General features: G+C 72.9%; 18 protein-coding genes and 1 riboswitch. Of the genes, 13 read left to right on the top strand and 5 right to left on the bottom strand.

From position 1 onward, the window contains the following. Positions 1-30: 30 nt before the first annotated feature. The gene (locus ACFY7C_RS16035; RefSeq protein ID WP_389649914.1) at positions 31-315 is read right to left on the bottom strand and encodes a type II toxin-antitoxin system Phd/YefM family antitoxin; all 285 of its coding nucleotides are present in this window, start codon (positions 313-315) and stop codon (positions 31-33) included. Between the two features lie 56 nt (positions 316-371). On the opposite strand from ACFY7C_RS16035, the gene ACFY7C_RS16030 reads away from it, so the two are divergent. The 3 genes from ACFY7C_RS16030 to ACFY7C_RS16020 all read left to right on the top strand — a co-directional run bounded on the left by ACFY7C_RS16030 (position 372) and on the right by ACFY7C_RS16020 (position 2,308). Beyond that, positions 372-1,001 carry an ATP-dependent Clp protease proteolytic subunit gene (locus ACFY7C_RS16030; RefSeq protein ID WP_389649911.1) on the top strand — a complete coding sequence of 210 codons (630 nt, stop codon included), beginning with the start codon at positions 372-374 and terminating at the stop codon, positions 999-1,001. Positions 1,002-1,008: 7 nt separating this feature from the next. Further along, positions 1,009-1,314 carry a hypothetical protein gene (locus tag ACFY7C_RS16025; protein WP_389649908.1) on the top strand — a complete coding sequence of 102 codons (306 nt, stop codon included), beginning with the start codon at positions 1,009-1,011 and terminating at the stop codon, positions 1,312-1,314. Positions 1,315-1,628: 314 nt separating this feature from the next. Continuing rightward, positions 1,629-1,828, top strand: a riboswitch (cyclic di-AMP (ydaO/yuaA leader). Positions 1,829-1,831: 3 nt separating this feature from the next. After that, positions 1,832-2,308 (top strand): C40 family peptidase, encoded by a 477-nt coding sequence (locus ACFY7C_RS16020; RefSeq protein WP_389649906.1) that lies wholly within the window; start codon positions 1,832-1,834, stop codon positions 2,306-2,308. A gap of 7 nt (positions 2,309-2,315) precedes the next feature. Here the strand turns inward: ACFY7C_RS16020 and ACFY7C_RS16015 are convergent, their stop codons facing one another. Further along, positions 2,316-2,747, bottom strand: coding sequence for an ATP-binding protein (locus ACFY7C_RS16015; RefSeq protein ID WP_389649904.1), 432 nt, complete (start codon positions 2,745-2,747; stop codon positions 2,316-2,318). Positions 2,748-3,035: 288 nt separating this feature from the next. Here ACFY7C_RS16015 and ACFY7C_RS16010 point away from each other — a divergent pair, with 288 nt between their 5' ends. Both ACFY7C_RS16010 and ACFY7C_RS16005 read left to right on the top strand, forming a co-directional pair. Next, positions 3,036-3,455 (top strand): VOC family protein, encoded by a 420-nt coding sequence (locus ACFY7C_RS16010; protein ID WP_389649901.1) that lies wholly within the window; start codon positions 3,036-3,038, stop codon positions 3,453-3,455. Positions 3,456-3,516: 61 nt separating this feature from the next. Beyond that, positions 3,517-3,780 (top strand): hypothetical protein, encoded by a 264-nt coding sequence (locus ACFY7C_RS16005; protein WP_389649897.1) that lies wholly within the window; start codon positions 3,517-3,519, stop codon positions 3,778-3,780. A gap of 71 nt (positions 3,781-3,851) precedes the next feature. Here ACFY7C_RS16005 and ACFY7C_RS16000 read toward each other — a convergent pair whose 3' ends face one another. Next, positions 3,852-4,463 carry a hypothetical protein gene (locus ACFY7C_RS16000; RefSeq protein WP_389649894.1) on the bottom strand — a complete coding sequence of 204 codons (612 nt, stop codon included), beginning with the start codon at positions 4,461-4,463 and terminating at the stop codon, positions 3,852-3,854. Between the two features lie 33 nt (positions 4,464-4,496). Beyond that, entirely contained in the window at positions 4,497-5,726 is a 1,230-nt protein-coding gene (locus tag ACFY7C_RS15995; RefSeq protein WP_389649891.1) for an 8-amino-7-oxononanoate synthase, read from the bottom strand. Between the two features lie 142 nt (positions 5,727-5,868). On the opposite strand from ACFY7C_RS15995, the gene bioB reads away from it, so the two are divergent. From bioB to ACFY7C_RS15955, 8 genes are all read left to right on the top strand, one after another. Further along, positions 5,869-7,131, top strand: coding sequence for a biotin synthase BioB (gene bioB / locus ACFY7C_RS15990; protein WP_389649888.1), 1,263 nt, complete (start codon positions 5,869-5,871; stop codon positions 7,129-7,131). A gap of 8 nt (positions 7,132-7,139) precedes the next feature. Beyond that, positions 7,140-8,420, top strand: coding sequence for an adenosylmethionine--8-amino-7-oxononanoate transaminase (locus ACFY7C_RS15985; protein WP_389649885.1), 1,281 nt, complete (start codon positions 7,140-7,142; stop codon positions 8,418-8,420). 97 nt (positions 8,421-8,517) lie between these two features. Further along, positions 8,518-9,234, top strand: coding sequence for a dethiobiotin synthase (bioD, locus tag ACFY7C_RS15980; protein ID WP_389649882.1), 717 nt, complete (start codon positions 8,518-8,520; stop codon positions 9,232-9,234). A 165-nt stretch (positions 9,235-9,399) separates the two neighbouring features. Continuing rightward, complete coding sequence (locus ACFY7C_RS15975; RefSeq protein ID WP_389649879.1) at positions 9,400-9,744, top strand: VOC family protein; 345 nt, start codon at positions 9,400-9,402, stop codon at positions 9,742-9,744. Between the two features lie 27 nt (positions 9,745-9,771). Then, positions 9,772-10,653, top strand: a complete 882-nt coding sequence (locus ACFY7C_RS15970; protein WP_389649876.1) for a TIGR03621 family F420-dependent LLM class oxidoreductase — start codon at positions 9,772-9,774, stop codon at positions 10,651-10,653. An 83-nt stretch (positions 10,654-10,736) separates the two neighbouring features. Next, the gene (locus tag ACFY7C_RS15965) at positions 10,737-11,174 is read left to right on the top strand and encodes a GNAT family N-acetyltransferase (protein WP_389649873.1); all 438 of its coding nucleotides are present in this window, start codon (positions 10,737-10,739) and stop codon (positions 11,172-11,174) included. 192 nt (positions 11,175-11,366) lie between these two features. Continuing rightward, the gene (locus ACFY7C_RS15960; RefSeq protein ID WP_389649870.1) at positions 11,367-12,707 is read left to right on the top strand and encodes a hemolysin family protein; all 1,341 of its coding nucleotides are present in this window, start codon (positions 11,367-11,369) and stop codon (positions 12,705-12,707) included. Beyond that, entirely contained in the window at positions 12,704-13,723 is a 1,020-nt protein-coding gene (locus ACFY7C_RS15955) for a hemolysin family protein (RefSeq protein WP_389649867.1), read from the top strand. The genes ACFY7C_RS15960 and ACFY7C_RS15955 overlap by 4 nt, the downstream gene beginning before the upstream one ends. 124 nt (positions 13,724-13,847) lie before the next feature. Here ACFY7C_RS15955 and ACFY7C_RS15950 read toward each other — a convergent pair whose 3' ends face one another. Next, a complete protein-coding gene (locus ACFY7C_RS15950) occupies positions 13,848-14,864 on the bottom strand; it encodes a maleylpyruvate isomerase family mycothiol-dependent enzyme (RefSeq protein WP_389649864.1) in 1,017 nt (338 codons plus the stop codon). Positions 14,865-14,923: the final 59 nt, after the last annotated feature.

Genomic DNA, 14,923 nt, shown 5'->3' with positions numbered 1-14,923 from the left:
GGCTTTCCGCGTGGGTCTCGGTGTGGGGTTCTACGCCTCGGGGGCGCCGGGGTCGCGGTGGTGCGCCGCGATGCCGAAGCGGCGCTGTTCACCCGGAGCGGACGCGATGCCGCGGACGGCGGAGACCGAGCTGATCACCCGCTCCTCGGCCGGCGCTTCCGCCGCCTCGAGTCGTTCCAGGTCAGCGGCGGACACCAGGGCGACGAGAGGCTTTCCGTGCCGGGTGACGACCACCCGCTCATCGCCGTAGACGACGCGGTTGATCAGATCCGCGAGCTCTGCGCGTGCTTGCGTCACCGGAATCTCATAGGCCATGCTCCTCATCTTACGGCCTGTACATCCTGTACATTTTTTACAGAAGGAGGAGCGCCATGCGGAGCACCATGCGATATGTCCTTCCGGAGTTCACCGAGCGCACCAGCCTCGGGACCCGCACCCTCGACCCGTACGCGAAGCTGCTCGACGAGCGGATCGTCTTCCTCGGCACACCGATCGACGAGACGGCCGCCAACGACGTGATCGCCCAGTTCCTGCACCTCGACCACGCCGCCCCCCACAGCGTGATCAGCCTCTACGTCAACTCCCCCGGCGGCTCGATCAGCGCCATGACCTCGGTGTACGACACGATCAGCACGGTCTCCTGCGAGGTGGAGACCATCTGCCTCGGCCAGGCCGTGGGGCCCGCCGCGGTGCTGCTCGCCGCCGGCACGCCGGGTCGGCGGCTCACCCTGCCGGGTGCCCGGATCGTGCTTCAGCAGCCCAGCCTCGACGAGCCGTTGCAGGGGCAGCCCAGCGATCTCGACATCCACGCGCGGGAATTGCTGCGGCAGCGCGCCCTGGTCGCCGGACTGCTCGCGGAGCACACCGGCAAGGACCGCGAACGCGTCGACGCCGACATCGACCGGACCACCGTGCTCGACGCGGCGGGCGCGCTCGCCTACGGCCTGGTGGACCACGTGGTCGAGGGCCGCCGCGGGCCCGTCGGCGCCGGGAAGGAGTGAGCCCGCCGTGCTCCCGGAGCTGCCGCCGCTGCCCGCACTGACCCGCGCCGAGGGCGAGTTCGTCGACGCGTACCTCGAAGTCCTCGACCTTCTGGGCCGAATCAATCCATCCAGGACCTCGCATACCTATGGGGCACTGCGCGCGGCCCAGGCCCTGGTCGGGCGCGCGGCGGCGCTGCGCGACGCGCTGACGCTCATGCATCTGCGGGGCGAGAGCGAGGTGCACGCCGACACCTTGGCGCGTGCGCTGCGGACGTTGGACGGAGAGCGCCGATCGGGGCGCGTCACCGTCCCGGGAGACCAGGCGAGTTGACAGTGCCGCGTGTCGTGTCGAGGTCCACTCGGGGCACCCGGACCGCAGAAACCCTCCCTCGTTCGGCGTAGTCGATGTATCGACATGGAACTCAGGTGAGTTGCGCAACGGGTGTACGCATCTGGCGCAATAGGGCGTTCCACCCCTGGTGACGGGCTCGCCGGGCAAACATCGAAGATCACGAAACCTGACTGTCCACCCGAATGGATCAGTCGTGAGGAGCCTCACAAATCGCCGTTTCAGCTCGGATTTGGGCCAGGCTGTGGGTCAAGATCCCTGTCGACGACAAGCCCCCGCCACCCGAGGCGGGGCGGTCCGGGCGGACGCCGAGTCCTGCCGCCGTCCCGGACGTCTGGTCGACAGGAGTGGATCGGCAGGAGTGGAGGACCCGAGCAACACGGGACGACTCGCACGGTGCGGGGCGTTCCTCGGGGTGAAGCCGCAGCCGCGGCCGGGCATCTTCGCCTGCCCGAACCCGACAGGTCATCCTTCACAGGCGGCTGACGAAGGGTTGCGCATGACTGCGCAGATTCATGTCCCGTCCCTGCTGTCCCGGGCCGGAGCCGTCTCGGCTCTCACCCTCGCCGCCGTCGGCGGCACGCTGCTCGCCCCAGGAGCGGCGCCAGAGGCCCAGGCCGCGACCTCACACGCCAACACGGCCCTGAGCATCGCCGCCTCGAAGAAGGGATCGCCCTACAAGTACGGAGCCTCGGGCCCCAGCAGGTTCGACTGCTCGGGCCTCACCCTCTACTCGTACAAGAAGGCGGGCAAGACGCTGCCCCGCACCGCGCAGCAGCAGTACAACAAGACCCGGCACATCTCCGCGTCCAGCCGGCAGAAGGGCGACCTCGTCTTCTTCCATTCCGGTGGAAGGGTGTACCACGTCGGCATCTACGCGGGAAACAACAAGATCTGGCACTCACCCAAGAAGGGGTCGTGGGTGAAGCTCGACCGGATCTGGTCGTCGAAGGTCCTCTACGGCCGGGTCGGCTGACCTGTCCTCAGCCGGGAACCGCCGCCGGCCAGGGCAGGTCGATCCACACGGTCTTCCCGCCCTCGGCCGTCGGCGTCACCGACAGCCGGCCGCCCGCCTCTGCGGTCAGGGAGCGGATGATGACCATGCCGCGGCCGTTGTCCTGCTGGACCGCCGCCGGAAGGCGACGGGGCCAGCGCGGATGGCTGTCGGTGACGCCGATGCGCAGCAGCTCGTCCCGCTCCAGGCGGACGTCGACCGTGAAGGTGGGCGACTGCCCGAAGGTGTGCTGCACGGCGTTGGTCGCCAGCTCCGAGACGATCAGCCGGACCGCGTCCGCGGTGTCGGTCCCGCTCTCGAGTCCCCACGAGGAGAGGACCTCGGCGACGTGTCGCCGCGCGGCCGAGACCGAAGCGGGATCGCTCGGCAGCGTGACGGTTGCTTCCAGGTGGTCTGCCATGGCGACGCTGTCCCTTTCCCGCCGGGCCGGGCCCGGATTGCGCTTCGCGTCAGAGTGCCACCGATCGTGCCGCCCTGGACGGCGATCCACCGGCATATACGGATATCTGTCGCCCGAAGCAGTGAATGGTCCGACGGGCGAGCGGATCGCGCCCCGGAGCGCGATCCGGCTCGCGGCGCGGCTCGCGACCCGGCTCGCGAGGACAAAGGGGAAGGAGCGGTCGACAGGGACGGGCCGGGAGCCCGACTCGCCACGCCTGCACGGGCCTTGAGCGGGCACACGCACCGTATGACCGTTCCCAAGACGCCCGTCCTCGTCCTCGACTGCAGCGATCCCGAGCCCCTCGCCCGCTTCTACGCCACCCTGCTCGGCGCCACCGTCGCACCGGCCGACGGCGACCCCGATCTGCTCCTGCTCCACACCCCCGACGGCCCCGCTCTGGGCATCCGCCGCGACCCGGGCCAGGCACCGCCGAGCTGGCCGCGCCCGGAGGACTCCCAGCAGGCCCATCTGCGGATCCTCGTGGCCCCCGACGCGCTCGACGAGGCCGAACGGGAGGCGATCTCCCTCGGCGCCCGCCCGGTGGCCGCCGAACAGAACGGCACCCGGCTGGACCGGCGCACCGACCTGCGCCGCTACACCGACCCCGCCGGGCACGCCTTCGTCCTGGCTCCCGCGCACGGAGCCCCGGACCGCGTTTCACCCTGACGGGGCGGGGCAGCCGCGTACACACCCGTCCCCACCCCGAACGGAAGCCAGGAGGGTGATCATGAGCCGTCACGAGCGCCGACGCACACTGCCCGCGGACCGGCCGCCCCGGACCACGCCGTCCCAGGCCGTCGGTGAGAGCGGCGACGCCGAGGCCCGCCGGGAGGCCGAGGAGGCCGTACGAGGCCGCCGCGGCGACGCGGCGCCCGACGAGCACGGCATGGACGCCAAGCGCCAGGACACGGGCCTCGGCCGCGAGGAGCAGCGCCGCCCGCACGGGCGCAGGGGCGAGGCCGGCGAGGGACGGGAGGGACGCGAGGAGTGACGGCGGAGGAGTGACGCCAGGGGCCCGGCGCCGTCGGGCCCCCGCGGTGTCCGGTGTGCTTCGGTGTCCTTCTAGGAGACGAAGCCGATGACGCCGAATCCGGGGCGCGTCGCCGCGTGCCGGAGCCAGCCGGTGACGTCCATGACCGCGTCGACCACCTCCGGGTCCAGCGGCGGGGCGTGCCCGTCCCGCTTGGTCTGCTCGAACTGCTCAAGAGCCGCCAGGCACTGCTCGTGCGTCCACTCGCCGCAGTTCGGCAGGTCGTAGGTGGGAATCGGATCCGGCATGCCGCCGCCGTAGCCGAAGTCGGCCACCGAGACCGCGGTGATCCGCAGCGCCTTCAGGCCCTCGTCGACGATCTCCAGCCAGTCGCCCCGGAACGGGGAGAAGCTGGAGTTGTCCAGGAAGGACCCGGTCAGGGAGCACAGCCGCTTGTAGGCGTAGCCATACTGGAAGGAATACTGCTTCTCCCCGTCGAAGGGCCCGCCCTCGATCACGGCGCGCAGCGCCTCGGAGGCGGTGGGAGCGCCGTCGGCGATCGACGAGGAGAACCAGTCGTCGTCGCGCGCCAGGTCGTCGGCGAACCGGTCGTGGATGATCTGGAGCAACTGCTGGTCGCCGGAACCGACGAGGGCGTGCGTGGCCTTGATGTCGAGCAGGTAGGGGCTCAGGGAAAGACTCATGTGATCACCGTAGCCACCCCCACTGACAGCGGGTCAGGCCGGCCGCGCCCCCTCGGGCGCCGTGCGCACGATCGTCTCGACGGCCCGCTCGATCTGCGCGTCGTCGAGGTCCGCGCGGGCGGTCAGACGGAGCCGTGAGATGCCGTCCGGGACCGACGGCGGCCGGAAACAGCCGACCGCGAGACCGAGTTCGCGGCAGTCCGCCGCCCACTTGAGGGCCTCGCCCGGGCCCGGCGCACGGACGGAGACCACGGCCGCGTCGGGGTGGACGGCGGTGAGCCCGGCCTCGGTGAGCATCCGGTGGAGGGTCGTGGCGACCGTCCGGGCGCGGGCGGCGAGGCCCGGTTCGGCAGCGATCAGACGCAGGCTCGCGAGGGCGCCGGCCGTGGCGGCGGGGGCGAGCCCGGTGTCGAAGATGAAGGTGCGGGCCGCGTTGACCAGGTGCTCGATCACCCGGGCCGGCCCGAGGACGGCGCCGCCCTGGCTGCCCAGCGACTTGGAGAGGGTGAGGGTCGCGACGACGTCCGGGTCACCCGCGAGGCCCGCCGCGTGGAGGGCGCCGCGCCCGCCGTCGCCGAGGACGCCGAAGCCGTGGGCGTCGTCGACGACCAGACCCGCGCCGTGCGTCCGGCAGGCCTCCGCCAGGGCGGTGAGCGGCGCCCGGTCGCCGTCCACGGAGAAGACGGAGTCGCTGACCACCAGGGCGCGGCGGTCGGGATGCGCGCCGAGGGTCTTCGCGACGGCCTCCGGGTCGGCGTGCGGGACCACGGCCGTCTCGGCGCGCGCGAGCCGGCAGCCGTCGACGATGGAGGCGTGGTTGCCCGCGTCGGAGACGATCAGCCCGTCCCGGGCGGAGAGGGCGGTGAGCGCGGCCAGGTTGGCGGTGTAGCCGGAGGAGAAGACGAGTGCCGCCTCGAAACCGCAGAAATCGGCCAGCTCTCGTTCGAGGCGGGCGTGCAGCCGTGTCGATCCGGTGACGAGCCGCGATCCGGTGGAGCCCGCGCCCCAGCGGCGGGCCGCCTCGGCCGCCGCCTCGGTGATCTCCGGGCGGCGGGTGAGGCCGAGGTAGTCGTTGCTCGCGAGGTCCAGGAGGTCGGACTCGGCCGAGCGGGGCCGCAGTGTCCGCACCAGACCGGCCTCCGCGCGCTGCCGTGCGGCGGCCTCGGTCCAGTCGAACGCGGCCCGGCGGGGGTCCGGTCCGTCCACGTCGGCCGGCCCGGCGTCCGGTCCGGCGGCCAGCGGGTCCTCGGCGTACGGCGGCATGGCGCATCCTTTTGTAGGCAGCGCACAGACCCTAACGGTCCGGGGTCGGCATCAGGGTGTGGCCATACACACACTTCAAACCGGTCTGTTTGTTCTTCTCTTCCTTGGCCCCGGGGTCTGCCGTAGGTAAGGATCAGCCCTTATGGACCTGCTGAACACGCTGGTGGAGAAGGGGCTGCGGCGCGAGCTGCCGACCCGTGAAGAAGCGCTCGCCGTGCTGGCGACATCCGACGACGACCTGCTCGATGTGGTGGCCGCGGCCGGCAAGGTGCGGCGCCAGTGGTTCGGGCGACGGGTGAAGCTCAACTATCTCGTCAACCTGAAGTCGGGGCTGTGCCCCGAGGACTGCTCGTACTGTTCCCAGCGGCTCGGCTCGACCGCCGGGATCCTCAAGTACACGTGGCTGAAGCCCGACGAGGCCTCGGCCGCCGCGGCGGCCGGTGTCGCGGGCGGCGCGAAGCGGGTCTGCCTGGTGGCGAGCGGCCGTGGTCCGACGGACCGGGACGTGGAGCGGGTCGGCAAGACCATCGAGGCCATCAAGGAGCAGAACGAGGGCGTGGAGGTCTGCGCCTGCCTCGGTCTGCTGTCCGACGGGCAGGCGGAGCGGCTGAAGGAGGCCGGCGCCGACGCGTACAACCACAACCTCAACACGTCCGAGGGGACGTACGGGGAGATCACCACCACCCACACCTACGCGGACCGCGTGGACACCGTGGAGAAGGCGCACGCGGCCGGGCTCTCGGCCTGCTCCGGTCTCATCGCGGGCATGGGCGAGACCGACGAGGACCTGGTCGACGTGGTGTTCGCGCTGCGTGAGCTGGACTCGGACTCGGTGCCGGTCAACTTCCTCATCCCCTTCGAGGGCACCCCGCTCGGCAAGGAGTGGAACCTCACCCCGCAGCGCTGTCTGCGGATCCTCGCGATGGTCCGGTTCGTCTGCCCCGACGTCGAGGTGCGGATCGCCGGCGGGCGCGAGGTGCACCTGCGCACGATGCAGCCGCTGGCGCTGCACATCGCCAACTCGATCTTCCTCGGCGACTACCTCACCAGTGAGGGCCAGGCCGGCAAGACCGACCTGGAGATGATCGCCGACGCAGGCTTCGAGGTGGAGGGCGCGGGCACGACCACCCTGCCCCAGCACCGGGTGGACGCCCTGGCGGCGGCCGGTGCCGCGGGCGGCGGCTGCGGTTCGCACGCTTCGGCGGGCTGTGGCTCGCAGGCGTCGGCGGGCGGCGGCTGTGGCTCGCACGCGGAGGAGGGCGGCGGCTGCGGTCCGTGCGGTGGTCACGCGCAGGCCCCCGCGGCGGCAACGCCGGCCGGGGTGCCGGCCGCCTCGGACGCCAGGACCGACCTGGTGGCCGTGCGCCGTCGCGGCGCCGGTACGGACCTCGCCCCGAACGCGTAACGGTGACCATGCGCAACGACGAACTGCTCGCCCTGGACCGGGCGCACGTCTGGCATCCGTACGGCCCCATGCCCGGCCGGGCGGAACCGCTGGTCGTCACGTCCGCGTCCGGGGTGCGGCTCCGGCTCGCCGAACCCGCCGAGGGTCACGACGAGTTGATCGACGGCATGTCCTCGTGGTGGTCGGCGATCCACGGCTACAACCACCCAGTGCTCAACGAGGCCGCGCGCGGCCAGCTCGACCGGATGAGTCACGTCATGTTCGGCGGGCTCACCCACGAGCCGGCCGTCCGGCTCGCCGCGCGGCTCGTGGAGATCACGCCCGAGCCGCTGCGGCACGTGTTCCTCAGCGACTCCGGGTCGGTCGCGGTCGAGGTCGCCGCGAAGATGTGCCTGCAGTACTGGCGCTCGGTCGGCCGTTCCGGCAAGCGGCGGCTGCTGACCTGGCGCGGCGGCTACCACGGCGACACCTGGCAGCCGATGTCCGTGTGCGACCCCGAGGGGGGCATGCACGAGTTGTGGTCGGGCGTGCTCCAGCGGCAGGCGTTCGTGCCGCCGCCGCCCGCCGCGTACGAGGAGTCGTACGCGGAGCTGCTGCGCGAGGAGATCGGGCGGCACGCGGACGAGCTCGCCGCGGTCATCGTCGAGCCCGTCGTGCAGGGCGCGGGCGGGATGCGCTTCCACGACGCCGCCTATCTGCGGGTGCTGCGGGAGGCGTGCGACGCGCACGACGTGCTGCTGATCTTCGACGAGATCGCGACCGGGTTCGGACGCACGGGCGCGCTCTTCGCCGCCGACCACGCCGGGGTCTCCCCCGACGTGATGTGCGTCGGCAAGGCGCTGACCGGCGGCTATCTGTCGATGGCGGCGACGCTGTGCACCGGCCGGGTGGCGGAGGGCATCTCGCGCGGCGAGGTCCCCGTCCTCGCCCACGGGCCGACCTTCATGGGCAACCCGCTCGCCTCGGCGGTCGCGCTCGCCTCGATCGACCTGCTCCTCTCCCAGGACTGGCAGGTCGAGGTCAAGCGCATCGAGGCGGGTCTGCGGGAGGGCCTGGCGGCCGCCGCCGAGCTGCCCGGTGTCCGGGACGTGCGCGTCCTCGGCGCGATCGGCGTCGTCCAGCTCGACCACGACGTCGACATGACGGCGGCGACCCGCGCGGCCGTGCGGGCGGGCGTGTGGCTGCGGCCGTTCCGCGACCTGATCTACACGATGCCGCCGTTCGTGACGGGCGACGCCGACGTGGCCCGCGTCTGCGCGGCGGTCCGCGCGGCGGCGGAGGCGGGCTGAGGCCCGATGCCTCACTCCCCTCGCCCGTCCGCGGGCGGCGGCGCCGCGCCGTCGCCGCCCGCGGCCTCGGCACTCACCTGAAGAAAGGCACATCAGCATGACCGTCATCGTCGTCAGCGGCACCGGCACCGAGATCGGCAAGACGGTGGTCACCGCCGCACTCGCCGCCGTCGCCACCGCCGCCGGCCGTTCCGTCGCCGTCCTGAAGCCGGCGCAGACGGGCGTCGGGCCCGATGAGGCGGGCGACGCGGACGAGGTGGTACGGCTGTCGGGCGCCGTGACCGGTGCGGAACTGGCCCGGTTCCCCGAGCCGTTGGCGCCGGGGACCGCCGCCCGGCGGGCCGGGCTCGCGCCGGTCGGCCCCGTGGAGGTCGCGGAGGCGGCGCGGAAGCTGGCCGCCGAGCACGACCTGGTGCTCGTGGAGGGTGCCGGCGGGCTGCTCGTACGGTTCGACGAGGAGGGCGGGACGCTCGCGGACGCGGCCCGGCTGCTCGGCGCGCCGGTGCTCGTGGTGGTGCCGGCCGGGCTCGGCACGCTGAACACGACCACGCTGACCGCGGAGGCGCTGCGGGCGCGCGGCATCGAGCAGTTGGGCGTGGTGGTGGGCAGTTGGCCGGCCGCCCCTGATCTGGCGATGCGCTGCAACCTGGAGGACCTGCCGGAGGCGGCGGGCGCGCCGCTGCTCGGCGCGGTGCCCGAGGGCGCCGGCGCGCTGGACGCCGAGGCGTTCCGGGCGGCGGCGCCGAGCTGGCTGGCACCGGCGCTGGGGGGCGGCTGGGACGCGGCGGAGTTCACGGCGGCCGTGGGGGCGTGACCCTCCGGGACACGGTGACCCGGAGGGGCGTGACGCTCCGAGAGGCACCCCCGGTGAGGGCCTGACGCTCCGGCAGGAGGCGTCTGACGGGACAGCGAGGGGCTGACGCTCCGACAGGCGGCCGTCCGACGCGACGACGGGCCCCCGACTCCGTACGCTGACGGTATGCGTGCTCGTGTGGAGGAGATCGTTTTCGACTGCGCCGACCCGGCCGCGCTCGCGCGGTTCTGGGCGGCGCTCCTCGGCGGGGATCCGGTCGACCGGAGCCCCGACTGGTCGTATGTCGACCCGCCGGGGTTCGTGAGGGTCGCGTTCCAGAAGGTGCCGGAGGGCAAGGCGGTGAAGAACCGGGTCCATCTGGACCTGGCGGCCGGCGATCCGTCGGCCGCCGCGGACGAGGCGCAGTCGCTGGGGGCGCGCCGGTCGGGCGGGATCGTGGCGGACGAGTACGGTGCGTTCCAGGTGATGTGCGATCCCGAGGGCAACGAATTCTGTTTCGTGTCAGGCTGAGAGGCCGGTCAACGAAGGGGGTTCGTCGTGGTGTCGCCGTTCCGGTTCGCCGTCAACATGCTCAGGCCGCCGGTCACCGCTGACGAGTGGCGGGCGCGCTGCCGCCGGGCCGAGGAGCTCGGCTACGACCTGGTCCTGGTGCCCGATCACCTGGGGATGCCCGCGCCGTTCCCCGCGCTGGTGGCGGCGGCCGAGGCCACGACGCGGGTCCGGGTGGGCACCTTCGTGCTCAACGCCGGTTTCTGGAACCCGGCCTTGCTGGCCCGCGAGGTGGCGACGACGGCCGCGCTGACCGGGGGCCGGCTGGAGCTCGGTCTGGGTACGGGATATGTGCGGGCCGAGCACGAGGAGGCGGGGATCCCGTTCCTGCCGCCGGGCGAGCGGGTGGACCACCTGGCCCGTACGGTCGAGGAGTTGGCCGGAGCCCTGAAGGGTGACGAGGACACTCCGCGCACGCCGCTGCTGATCGGCGGCAACGGGGACCGGGTGCTGCGGCTCGCGGCCCGGCACGCGCAGGTGACGGCGTTCAGCGGCGGGCGGTTCGCCGGTGACTCGGGGACGGTGCTGACCGCCGAGGAGCTGGCCGGGCGGGTCGCGGCCTATCGCGGTTTCGAGGCGGAGGCGGGGCGGGAGCGGCCGGCGGAGCTCAATCTGCTGCTGCAGCGGGTGCTGGTGACCGAGGACCGGGCCGCCGCCGTGGCGGACTTCCTTCCGCTGGTGCCGTATCTCACCGAGGAGCAGGTGCTCGATCTGCCGATCCTGGCGGTGGGGACGGTCCGGGGCATCGCCGACCGGCTGGTCGCGCTGCGCGAGCGGCTCGGCTTCTCGTATCTGACGGTGCTCGACGACGCGATGGAGGCGTTCGGTCCGGTGATCGCGGAGCTGCGCGGGCAGGAGCGCGGGGTGTGAGTGCCCCCGCGCGGCTCCGAGGCCGGTCCCGCGGTGTGGGACGGGGTCGACGGGCCGGTTCCGCCGGTGGTGGGATGGCGACCATGGACGATCTTCGGATACGGGCCGCGGGGGCGGCCGACATCGACGCCGTGCTCGCCTTCTGGAAGACGGCGGCCGAGGGCACGAGCATCAGCGACGACCGCGCCGGGGTGGCGCGGCTCGTCGAGCGCGACCCGGAGGCGCTGCTGCTCGCCGAGCGGTCGGGCGAGCTGGTGGGCACGGTGATCGCCGGGTTCGACGGGTGGCGCTGCCATCTCTACCGGCTCGCCGTCCACCCGGAGCACCGGCGGCGCGGCATCGGCGGGGCGCTGCTCGCCGCGGCGGAGGAACGTTTCGTACGGCTCGGCGGGCGGCGCGCGGACGCGATGGTGCTCGACCGCAACGAGCGGGGGCGGGCCGCGTGGCGGGCGGCGGAGTACGGGCCGGAGGAGCAGTGGACGCGCTGGGTGAAGCCGCTCGCCACTCCGGCGGGCTCGTGATCGTTTCGGGCCTTTGCCCGTCCTTTACTATGGATGGGCAGAAGTGATCATCCGATCGTATTCCGGAACCATCGAAAGGTGTGAGCGTCCGCCCATGGGCGAGCCTCCCAGTAGCCCCTCCCGAAGCCGACATCGCGCGGTCCTCCCTCCCCTGACTGATCATGGGACACGTCGAGGGACGGAGGTGAACCGATGACCGAGGTACTGCTGCTTCTGGTGGCCCTGCTGCTCTCGCTCGCCTGCGGCGCGTTCGTCGCGGCCGAGTTCTCGCTGACCACCGTCGAGCGCTCCGAGCTGGAGAAGGCGGCGGAGCGCGGCGAGCGCGGTGCGGCCGGCGCCCTCAAGGCGCGCAAGACGCTCACCTTCCAGCTCTCCGGCGCCCAGCTCGGCATCACCGTGACCAACCTGATCGTCGGCATGCTCTCCGAGCCGTCGATCGCCAAGCTGATCCGCGGCCCGCTCCAGGACCTCGGCCTGTCCTCCACCGTCGCCTCCTCCGTGGCCCTGGTGATCGGCACCGCCCTGTCGACCGTGGTCCTGATGGTCGTCGGCGAGCTGGTCCCCAAGAACTGGGCGATCTCCTCGCCGCTGGCGATGGCCAAGGTGGTCGGCACCCCGCAGCGGATCTTCACCGCCGCGTTCAAACCGCTGATCAGCCATCTCAACAACACCGCCAACCGCATCCTGCGCCGGCTCGGCATGGAGCCCACCGAGGAGCTGGCCTCCGCCCGCTCCCCGCAGGAGCTGGTCGCCCTGGCCCGGCACTCCGCCAAGGAGGGCGCGCTTCCGGCGGACACCGCCGAGCTGTTCGTCCGCACCCTCAACCTGGCGGAGCTGACCGCGGAGAACGTGATGACCCCGCGGGTCCAGGTCACCGCCCTCGATGTGCAGGCCACCGCCGAGGACGTCGCCAACGCGACCCGCGCGACCGGCCTGAGCCGCTTCCCCGTCTACCGCGGCAGCCTCGACTCGGTCGTCGGCATCGCGCACATCAAGGACGTGCTGGCGATACCTGCCGACGAGCGGCGCCTGCGCGGGATCGGCGACATGCTGCGCGAGCCGCTGCTGGTTCCCGAGAGCCTGACGGTGGACAAGCTGCTGGACCGGCTCTCCGGCAGGCAGACCATGGCCGTCGTCATCGACGAGTACGGCGGCACGGCGGGCGTCGCGACCCTGGAGGACATCGTCGAGGAGGTCGTCGGCGAGGTGCGCGACGAGCACGACCCGCACGAGACCCCGGACCTGGCACGGGCCGGCGAGGACGCCGACGGCCGCACCCTGTGGTCCGCGGACGGCGCGGCCCGCACCGACCAGCTGGAGACCGTCGGCCTGAGGGTGCCGGAGGGACCGTACGAGACCCTGGCGGGCGTGCTCGCCACCGAGCTCGGCCGGATCCCGGCCGTCGGGGACAGCGTGGACCTGGCCGGCTGGCGCCTCGACGTGGTGGACGCCTCCGGGCGGCGGGCGGCCCGCGTGCTGATGCACGCGCCGCTCCCCCACGACGGTGCCGCGGACGAGGAGGCCGGCCGATGACCGCGATCCAGTTGCTGATCGGCCTGGCGACCCTGGTCGTCAACGCCTTCTTCGTCGGTGCCGAGTTCGCCCTGATCTCCGTGCGCCGCAGCCAGATCGAGCCGCTCGCCGAGTCCGGCGACCGCCGGGCGCGCAGCGTCATGTGGGGTCTGGAGCACGTCTCGGCGCTGCTCGCCGCCGCCCAGCTCGGCATCACGCTGTGCACCCTGGTCCTCGGCATCGTGGCCGAGCCGGCCATCGCGCACCTGCTGGAGCCGGTCTTCGACGCCATCGGCGTGCCGCACGGTCTGGTGCACCCGATCTCGTTCGTGATCGCCCTGACGGTCGCCACCTATCTGCACATGCTGCTCGGCGAGATGGTGCCGAAGAACATCGCCCTGGCCGAGCCGACCCGCACGGCGCTGCTCCTCGGCCCGCCGCTGGTGGCGCTGGCCCGGGCGCTGCGCCCGGTGATCTTCGCGGTCAACGCGTTCGCCAACGGCATCCTGAAGCTGCTGCGGGTGGAGGCGAAGGGCGAGGTCGCGGCGACCTTCTCGGACGACGAGCTGGCCCGGATGGTCACCGACGCGGGTGACGCCGGTCTGCTCGACGACCGGGCGGCCGAGCGGCTGCACGACGCCCTGGAGCTGGGCCGGCGCCCGGTGCGGGATGTCGTGATGCCGGTGGAGAAGGTCATGTACGCCGGCATGGACACGACTCCGGAGGAGTTGGAGGCGCTGGCGGCCCGCTCCGGGTTCTCCCGCTTCCCGGTGGTCGACTCGGGCCGCCGGATCCTGGGCTACCTCCATGTGAAGGACGCCCTGGACGTCACCCCGCGCCACCTGCCGTTCCCGGTGTCGGCGATGCGGCCGATCGCCCGGGTGCGGGCGGCGACGCCGATGGACGACGTCCTGACGGCGATGCGGCGCAGCCGGACCCACCTGGCGGCGGTCCTCGACGAGGACGGCAAGCTGGCCGGTCTGGTGACGATGGAGGACGTGCTGCGCGAACTGGTGGGACGCCCTTCGGCGCCGTAGCCGCCGGTCGGTCCGTACGGAGGTGAGGGCCCGGGACGCGGTAGGCGCCCGGGCCCTGCGCCGTGTCCGGGCGCCGCCGCGGGACCCGGCGGTCGTCGCGGCGCCGGCGCGGTCACGCGGCGGGTCAGAGCGCCGTCGCGGTCCGCCAGGCGTCGAGGAGCGTGCGGTCGCCCGTGCGCGTGAAGCGCGGGTCGTCGGTCGCACGGCGCCCGTGGACGAGCAGCAGCAGGTCGGCGACGGTGCCCTCGACGGTCGTGGTCGCCTCGCCCTCCGCCCGGCGCCGCCAGGTGAAGCCGCCCCCGCCGAGGGTGATCGTCCAGACGGCACCGGTGTCGGTCGCGGTCAGCCGCAGGCTCGCGCCGTCCCGGCCCAGCCGGGCGACGGGCTCGGCGACCCAGGCGAAGTACGGCACGTTCTCCAGGAACTCGTCGATGCCGTCGGCGGCCGTGCCCGGGTCGATCGGTCCAGGCTCGCGGCCGAGGGCGAGCTCGGCGTCGGCGAGGTGGACGACCGCCTCGAAGAGCAGTCGGCGCGGGAAGAACCGCGCGTGCGGATCGGCGCCGTGGCACCACATCGGCGCGTCGGGGTCGGCGGCGCGCAGGGTGCGCAGGCTCACCTCGGCGCTCGCCGCGAGCCAGTCGGGGTACGCGGCGGGGTCCTCGGGCGGGTCGAGCGGCCCGTCCGTGGACGGGACGCGCTCGGTGGCCCGGGTGCGGACGAGGTACTCGATCCAGCGGTGGGTGGTCGCGTGGTGCTTCACCAGGTCGGCGAGGGTCCAGCCGGGGCAGGTGGGGACGGGGGTGGCAAGGTCCGCGTCGCGGACGAGGGCGACGAAGCGCTGGACGTACGACTCGACCAGGTCGCAGTTGACGACATGGTCGTCCTCGGTCAGCCCGAAGCCCCGGGAGACCGTGAGGAGCTCGTCGCGCCGGGGGCCGGGCGGCTCGCGCAGGGCGGCGTCGCGGAAGAGCCCGTCGAGCGTGCGGCGGTCGGCCGCCGGGAGCCGGCCCAGGACGTGCGCGGTGCTCTCCAGCCACTTCACCGCGGAGTCCGGATCCAGGACCTCGTCGTCCGCCGTCTCGACCGAGGTCACCAGATCGGCCAGTGCCTCGGCCAGCGTGTTCAGCAACGCGTCGCTCATGGGTTTCCCTCCCCGGTCTCCGTCGGCGAGCGCCCCATACCGGGCGGTATGATCGCTGG

Source organism: Streptomyces sp. NPDC012769 (genome assembly GCF_042901205.1).
Classification (GTDB): Bacteria; Actinomycetota; Actinomycetes; order Streptomycetales; family Streptomycetaceae; genus Streptomyces.
The sequence above is the reverse complement of the archived record's forward strand: the minus strand, read 5'-3'. Positions and strand labels throughout refer to the sequence as shown.

What these genes read in the sequence shown, in the direction of transcription:
- ACFY7C_RS15995 (WP_389649891.1), bottom strand. Translation starts at nt 5,726, where the DNA reads ATGCCGCCGTACGCCGAGGACCCGCTGGCCGCCGGACCGGACGCCGGG.
- ACFY7C_RS15975 (WP_389649879.1), top strand. Translation starts at nt 9,400, where the DNA reads ATGCGTGCTCGTGTGGAGGAGATCGTTTTCGACTGCGCCGACCCGGCC.
- bioB (WP_389649888.1), top strand. Translation starts at nt 5,869, where the DNA reads ATGGACCTGCTGAACACGCTGGTGGAGAAGGGGCTGCGGCGCGAGCTG.
- ACFY7C_RS15965 (WP_389649873.1), top strand. Translation starts at nt 10,737, where the DNA reads ATGGACGATCTTCGGATACGGGCCGCGGGGGCGGCCGACATCGACGCC.
- ACFY7C_RS16005 (WP_389649897.1), top strand. Translation starts at nt 3,517, where the DNA reads ATGAGCCGTCACGAGCGCCGACGCACACTGCCCGCGGACCGGCCGCCC.
- bioD (WP_389649882.1), top strand. Translation starts at nt 8,518, where the DNA reads ATGACCGTCATCGTCGTCAGCGGCACCGGCACCGAGATCGGCAAGACG.
- ACFY7C_RS16035 (WP_389649914.1), bottom strand. Translation starts at nt 315, where the DNA reads ATGGCCTATGAGATTCCGGTGACGCAAGCACGCGCAGAGCTCGCGGAT.
- ACFY7C_RS16030 (WP_389649911.1), top strand. Translation starts at nt 372, where the DNA reads ATGCGGAGCACCATGCGATATGTCCTTCCGGAGTTCACCGAGCGCACC.
- ACFY7C_RS16015 (WP_389649904.1), bottom strand. Translation starts at nt 2,747, where the DNA reads ATGGCAGACCACCTGGAAGCAACCGTCACGCTGCCGAGCGATCCCGCT.
- ACFY7C_RS16010 (WP_389649901.1), top strand. Translation starts at nt 3,036, where the DNA reads ATGACCGTTCCCAAGACGCCCGTCCTCGTCCTCGACTGCAGCGATCCC.
- ACFY7C_RS16000 (WP_389649894.1), bottom strand. Translation starts at nt 4,463, where the DNA reads ATGAGTCTTTCCCTGAGCCCCTACCTGCTCGACATCAAGGCCACGCAC.
- ACFY7C_RS15950 (WP_389649864.1), bottom strand. Translation starts at nt 14,864, where the DNA reads ATGAGCGACGCGTTGCTGAACACGCTGGCCGAGGCACTGGCCGATCTG.
- ACFY7C_RS16020 (WP_389649906.1), top strand. Translation starts at nt 1,832, where the DNA reads ATGACTGCGCAGATTCATGTCCCGTCCCTGCTGTCCCGGGCCGGAGCC.
- ACFY7C_RS15985 (WP_389649885.1), top strand. Translation starts at nt 7,140, where the DNA reads ATGCGCAACGACGAACTGCTCGCCCTGGACCGGGCGCACGTCTGGCAT.
- ACFY7C_RS15960 (WP_389649870.1), top strand. Translation starts at nt 11,367, where the DNA reads ATGACCGAGGTACTGCTGCTTCTGGTGGCCCTGCTGCTCTCGCTCGCC.
- ACFY7C_RS15955 (WP_389649867.1), top strand. Translation starts at nt 12,704, where the DNA reads ATGACCGCGATCCAGTTGCTGATCGGCCTGGCGACCCTGGTCGTCAAC.